This window comes from Nocardia sp. NPDC058658, assembly GCF_042716665.1.
Lineage (GTDB): Bacteria > Actinomycetota > Actinomycetes > Mycobacteriales > Mycobacteriaceae > Nocardia.
The window spans coordinates 1-4,365 of record NZ_JBHXRR010000051.1 but is presented as its reverse complement, the minus strand read 5'-3'; the positions used below and the strand labels follow the sequence as shown (position 1 = coordinate 4,365).

The following is a 4,365-nucleotide window of genomic DNA, read 5'->3' as shown; positions in this document are numbered from 1 at the left end:
ACTGCACTCGACAGGGTGTGGGAGAGTAGGACACTGCCGGAACATCATTGCGAAAGGCCCTCCAACTTCGGTTGGAGGGCCTTTTTGCGTTCCCGGGGCCTTCCCATAGAGTGCTGGGGTGCGCCTCGTCATTGCTCGTTGCCAGGTCGACTATGTCGGTCGACTGACCGCCCACCTCCCGATGGCTCGCCGGCTGTTGCTGATCAAGGCCGACGGGTCGGTGCTCGTGCACTCCGACGGTGGCTCGTACAAGCCGCTGAACTGGATGAGTCCGCCGTGCTGGCTGGAGGAGCGCGATATCGCGACTCTGGAACCGCCCGCGGAGCTCCCCAAGGGTGTTCGGCCGTTGCGGGAGGGGCAGAAGGCTCAGCCGAACGAGATCAAGGCGCTGTGGGTGGTGACCAACAAGGCCGGCGAGGAACTGCGGATCTCCATCGAGGAGTTCGAGCACGATTCCTCGCACGAGCTCGGCATCGACCCCGGCCTGGTGAAGGACGGCGTCGAGGCACATCTGCAGGAACTGCTCGCCGAGCACGTGACGAAGCTCGGGGAGGGGTACACCCTGGTGCGGCGCGAGTACATGACCGCGATCGGCCCGGTGGACCTGCTGTGCCGTGACGCCGACGGCGCCTCGGTGGCGGTGGAGATCAAGCGCCGCGGTGACATCGACGGCGTCGAGCAGCTCACCCGCTATCTCGAACTGCTCAATCGCGATCCGCTGCTGGCCCCGGTGGCCGGGGTGTTCGCGGCGCAGCAGATCAAGCCGCAGGCGAGGACGCTGGCCGAGGACCGTGGAATCCGCTGCCTCACGCTCGATTACGACGAGCTACGTGGCACGGAGAGCAACGTTTTCCGCCTCTTCTAGGAGGAAGTCGGATGCCGCGACGTAAACCACGCACCGGGCGTCCTACAGGGCCCGCACCGCTCGGTGACGTGTACGGCCGCACCGAGGACGGTCCGGGCGACGAAACCTACATCGTGCGAACGGTTCCCGGCGCCCGCGCGGTGAAGACCTATCGGTGCCCGGGCTGTGACCACGAGATCGCGGTCGGCGTCGCCCATATCGTCGCCTGGGCCGCAGAGGGTGGCGAGGACGACCGCAGACACTGGCACCAGGGTTGCTGGAACGGCAGGCGCACCAGGGGTATCACCCGCCGCTGGTCCTGACCCACAGTCGACCTGGACACCACGAAAACCGAAGGCCGCCTCGATGATTCGAGGCGGCCTTCGGTTCTTTCGTAGTGAATGTCGTTACGTGTCCGACAGACGTGCTAGTTGACGTCGGCGCTCTCGCGGTCCTCGTCGACGATGTCCTCGTCGGCGACCTCCGGGATGGCCTTGTTCTGACGCGAGCTCGACACCGACTTGTTGCCGTTGTTGCTGATCGACTTGCGCTCGGGGGTGCCGTCGAGCAGTTCGCTCTCGCGGTTGACCGCGGCGAGCATGGCGGGCACGGAATCGAGCTGACCGCGGATACCGAGCAGCTGGGCCAGGACCCGGCCGCGCAGCACGCGCATCTCCTCGGCCAGTTCCTTCGCGTGCGCGATCTTGCGCTCGGAGGTCTGGGTGGCGGAGCTGATCAGGCGGTTCGACTCGTCGGTCGCGTCCTTGATCCGCTGGGCGGCCTCGGCGCGACTGGTGGCCTCGAGCTCCTCCATGGCACGGGTCAGCTTGGTGCGCCGATCGTTCATGGTGGCCTCGAAGTCCTGCTGGGTGGCCTTGCGCTTGGCTTCGGCCTCCTTGCCAAGACGTTCGACATCGGCTTGGGCGGCTTCGATGATCTTGGCGGACTCGGTGCGCGCGTTCGCGAGGGTCTGCTCGAACTCGATCTCGAGCGCCTCGCGCTTCTCCTTGGTCTCCGCGAGCAGCGACTCGTACTTGCCACGCATCTCGGTGGCCTGCTGCTCGGCGATCGACACCATCTCGGCGGCCTCGGCCTGCGCGAGCGCGCGGACCTCGGACGCTTCGTCCGAGGCGAGGCGCAGCATGCGCGAGATGCGGTCGGACATGCCTTCGGCGGTGGTCGGCGGCACGGAAAGCCGGTCGACCTCCTTGCGGAGCTCATCGATCTCGTCACGCGCATCTTCCAGCTGGCTGGCGAGATTGCGGGCCTGCGCGGCGGCAGCGTCCCGGTCGGTGGCGGTGACGCGGAGCTCAGCGTCGAAGCGGTCGAAGTAGTTGCGCACCTCGTCTTGCGCATAACCCTTGCGCACAACGGTGAAGGGCAGTGCAACGAAGCGATTGCGATCGGACTCAGGTGACGACATGGCACACAAAATACAGCCTCGAGCGAGCCTATGGAGACTCGACCGTGAATGTGATCGCGCCGAGATAAACCGACCGTACCGGTGTACTAGTGCGTAACATCCGGGTTCGGCTCGACGAGCTCGACCAGCACACCGCCAGCATCCTTCGGATGGATAAAATTGATGCGGGAATCGGCCGTGCCGTGACGAGGGGCTTCGTACAGCAAACGCACGCCGCGCCCGCGCAGGAAGTCCGAAACCGCCTCGATATCGGTGACCCGGTAGGCCAGCTGCTGCAGTCCGGGGCCGCTACGGTCGATGAACTTGGCGATGGTCGACTCGGGCGTGAGCGGGGCGAGCAACTGCAGGGCGGTCGCGCGATCGGCGGCGGCGGGGCACGACAGCATGGCTTCCATGACGCCCTGGGCCTCGTTCACCTCGCGGTGGGTCTCGACCATGCCGAGATTGTCGGTGTACCAGGCCACGGCGGTGTCGAGGTCGGGCACGGCGATGCCCACGTGGTCGATGGCGATCACGTAGTCGGCGGGGATGAAATTCTCGTTGGTCACCCCACGAAGCTAGCGCGTACCTGTGACCGGTTACCGTGGAGGTCAACTCCTGAACGCGTGCGGCGTCCCCGCCTGTGTCCGGCGAGGTTCGACTCAATGAATGCGAGGCTTTCGTGACCACTTCTGTCATCGTGTCCGGTGCGCGTACCCCGGTCGGTCGGCTGCTCGGCGGTCTGAAGGGCTTCAAGGCCTCGGATCTGGCCGGTGTGGCGATCAAGGCGGCCCTGGAAAAGGGCGGCGTCGCGCCCGAGGCGGTCGACTACGTGATCCTCGGTCAGGTGCTGCAGGCCGGTGCGGGACAGTTGCCCGCGCGGCAGGCCGCCATCGCCGCGGGCATTCCGATGGATGTGCCGTCGATCCTGATCAACAAGGTCTGTCTGTCGGGCATCAACGCGATCGCGCTGGCCGATCAGCTGATTCGCGCCGGTGAGCACGAGATCATCGTGGCCGGTGGCATGGAGTCGATGAGCCAGACTCCGCACCTGCTGCCCAAGAGCCGCGAGGGTTTCAAGTACGGCGACACCACCCTCGTCGATCACATGGCCTACGACGGCCTGCACGACGTGATCACCGACCAGGCCATGGGCCTGCTCACCGAGGACCGCAACGACCTGGACAAGGTGAGCCGCGAGGAGCAGGACGCGCTGGCTGCGGCCTCGCACCAGCGTGCCGCCGCCGCGTGGAAGAACGGGTTGTTCGAAGACGAGGTCGTGCCGGTCGCCGTGCCGCAGCGCAAGGGTGATCCGGTCTACGTGACCGAGGACGAGGGCATTCGCGCCGACACCACGGTCGAGTCGCTGGGCAAGCTGCGTCCGGCCTTCCGCAAGGACGGCACCGTCACCGCCGGTACCGCCTCGCAGATTTCTGACGGTGCCGCTGCGGTGATCGTGATGAGCAAGGCCAAGGCAGAAGAGCTGGGGCTGGAGTGGATCGCTGAGATCGGTGCTGCGGGTCAGGTTGCCGGGCCGGATTCGACGCTGCAGGATCAGCCGGCCAATGCCATCCTCGCCGCGTGCGCGAAGGAGGGCATTACGCCTGCCGATTTGGACCTGATCGAGATCAACGAGGCGTTCGCGGCTGTGGGTGTGGCTTCGACTCGCAAGCTCGGGTACGACCCGGAGAAGGTCAATGTGAACGGTGGGGCTATCGCTATCGGACACCCGCTGGGCATGTCCGGTGCGCGCATTCTGCTGCACCTGGCGCTGGAGTTGAAGCGTCGCGGTGGTGGGGTGGGTGCTGCGGCGCTGTGTGGTGGTGGCGGTCAGGGTGATGCGCTGATTATTCGCGTGCCTGCCTGATTGTTGGGCTGAGGCCTCGGTGCTCCTTTGGGGTGCCGGGGCCTTTGTCGTGGGGTGGGGATTTGGGTTTGAGTTGTCTCGGGGCGTGCGGTCTGGCAAAGCCTCGGGGGTTGAGTTGTCCCGGGGCCTGATGTCTGGCAAGGCCTCGGGGTTTGAGTAGTCCCAGGTGGTTTGAGGCTGTGTTTATTGGAGCGCTGGCGCGCTCGAGCGCGGCCCCCTGGGGGCCGCGAGTTAGCCGCCGTTGCTGGAGGC

The 4,365-nt window shown here is 66.0% G+C and carries 5 protein-coding genes; 3 read left to right on the top strand and 2 right to left on the bottom strand.

Annotated elements, in window-relative coordinates; genetic code table 11:
- Positions 1–118 precede the first annotated feature (118 nt).
- On the top strand, positions 119–865 hold the full coding sequence (gene nucS / locus ACFWUP_RS31270) for an endonuclease NucS (RefSeq protein WP_379239593.1): 747 nt from the start codon (positions 119–121) through the stop codon (positions 863–865).
- A gap of 11 nt (positions 866–876) precedes the next feature.
- Positions 877–1,167 (top strand): ATP/GTP-binding protein, encoded by a 291-nt coding sequence (locus tag ACFWUP_RS31265; protein ID WP_194830080.1) that lies wholly within the window; start codon positions 877–879, stop codon positions 1,165–1,167.
- Between the two features lie 104 nt (positions 1,168–1,271).
- Here ACFWUP_RS31265 and ACFWUP_RS31260 read toward each other — a convergent pair whose 3' ends face one another.
- Both ACFWUP_RS31260 and mce read right to left on the bottom strand, forming a co-directional pair.
- Entirely contained in the window at positions 1,272–2,267 is a 996-nt protein-coding gene (locus tag ACFWUP_RS31260) for a hypothetical protein (RefSeq protein WP_084473310.1), read from the bottom strand.
- Between the two features lie 86 nt (positions 2,268–2,353).
- A complete protein-coding gene (mce, locus tag ACFWUP_RS31255) occupies positions 2,354–2,815 on the bottom strand; it encodes a methylmalonyl-CoA epimerase (RefSeq protein WP_379239592.1) in 462 nt (153 codons plus the stop codon).
- A gap of 113 nt (positions 2,816–2,928) precedes the next feature.
- Here mce and ACFWUP_RS31250 point away from each other — a divergent pair, with 113 nt between their 5' ends.
- Complete coding sequence (locus tag ACFWUP_RS31250) at positions 2,929–4,113, top strand: acetyl-CoA C-acetyltransferase (RefSeq protein ID WP_379239591.1); 1,185 nt, start codon at positions 2,929–2,931, stop codon at positions 4,111–4,113.
- Positions 4,114–4,365: the final 252 nt, after the last annotated feature.

What these genes read in the sequence shown, in the direction of transcription:
- ACFWUP_RS31265 (WP_194830080.1), top strand. Translation starts at nt 877, where the DNA reads ATGCCGCGACGTAAACCACGCACCGGGCGTCCTACAGGGCCCGCACCG.
- ACFWUP_RS31260 (WP_084473310.1), bottom strand. Translation starts at nt 2,267, where the DNA reads ATGTCGTCACCTGAGTCCGATCGCAATCGCTTCGTTGCACTGCCCTTC.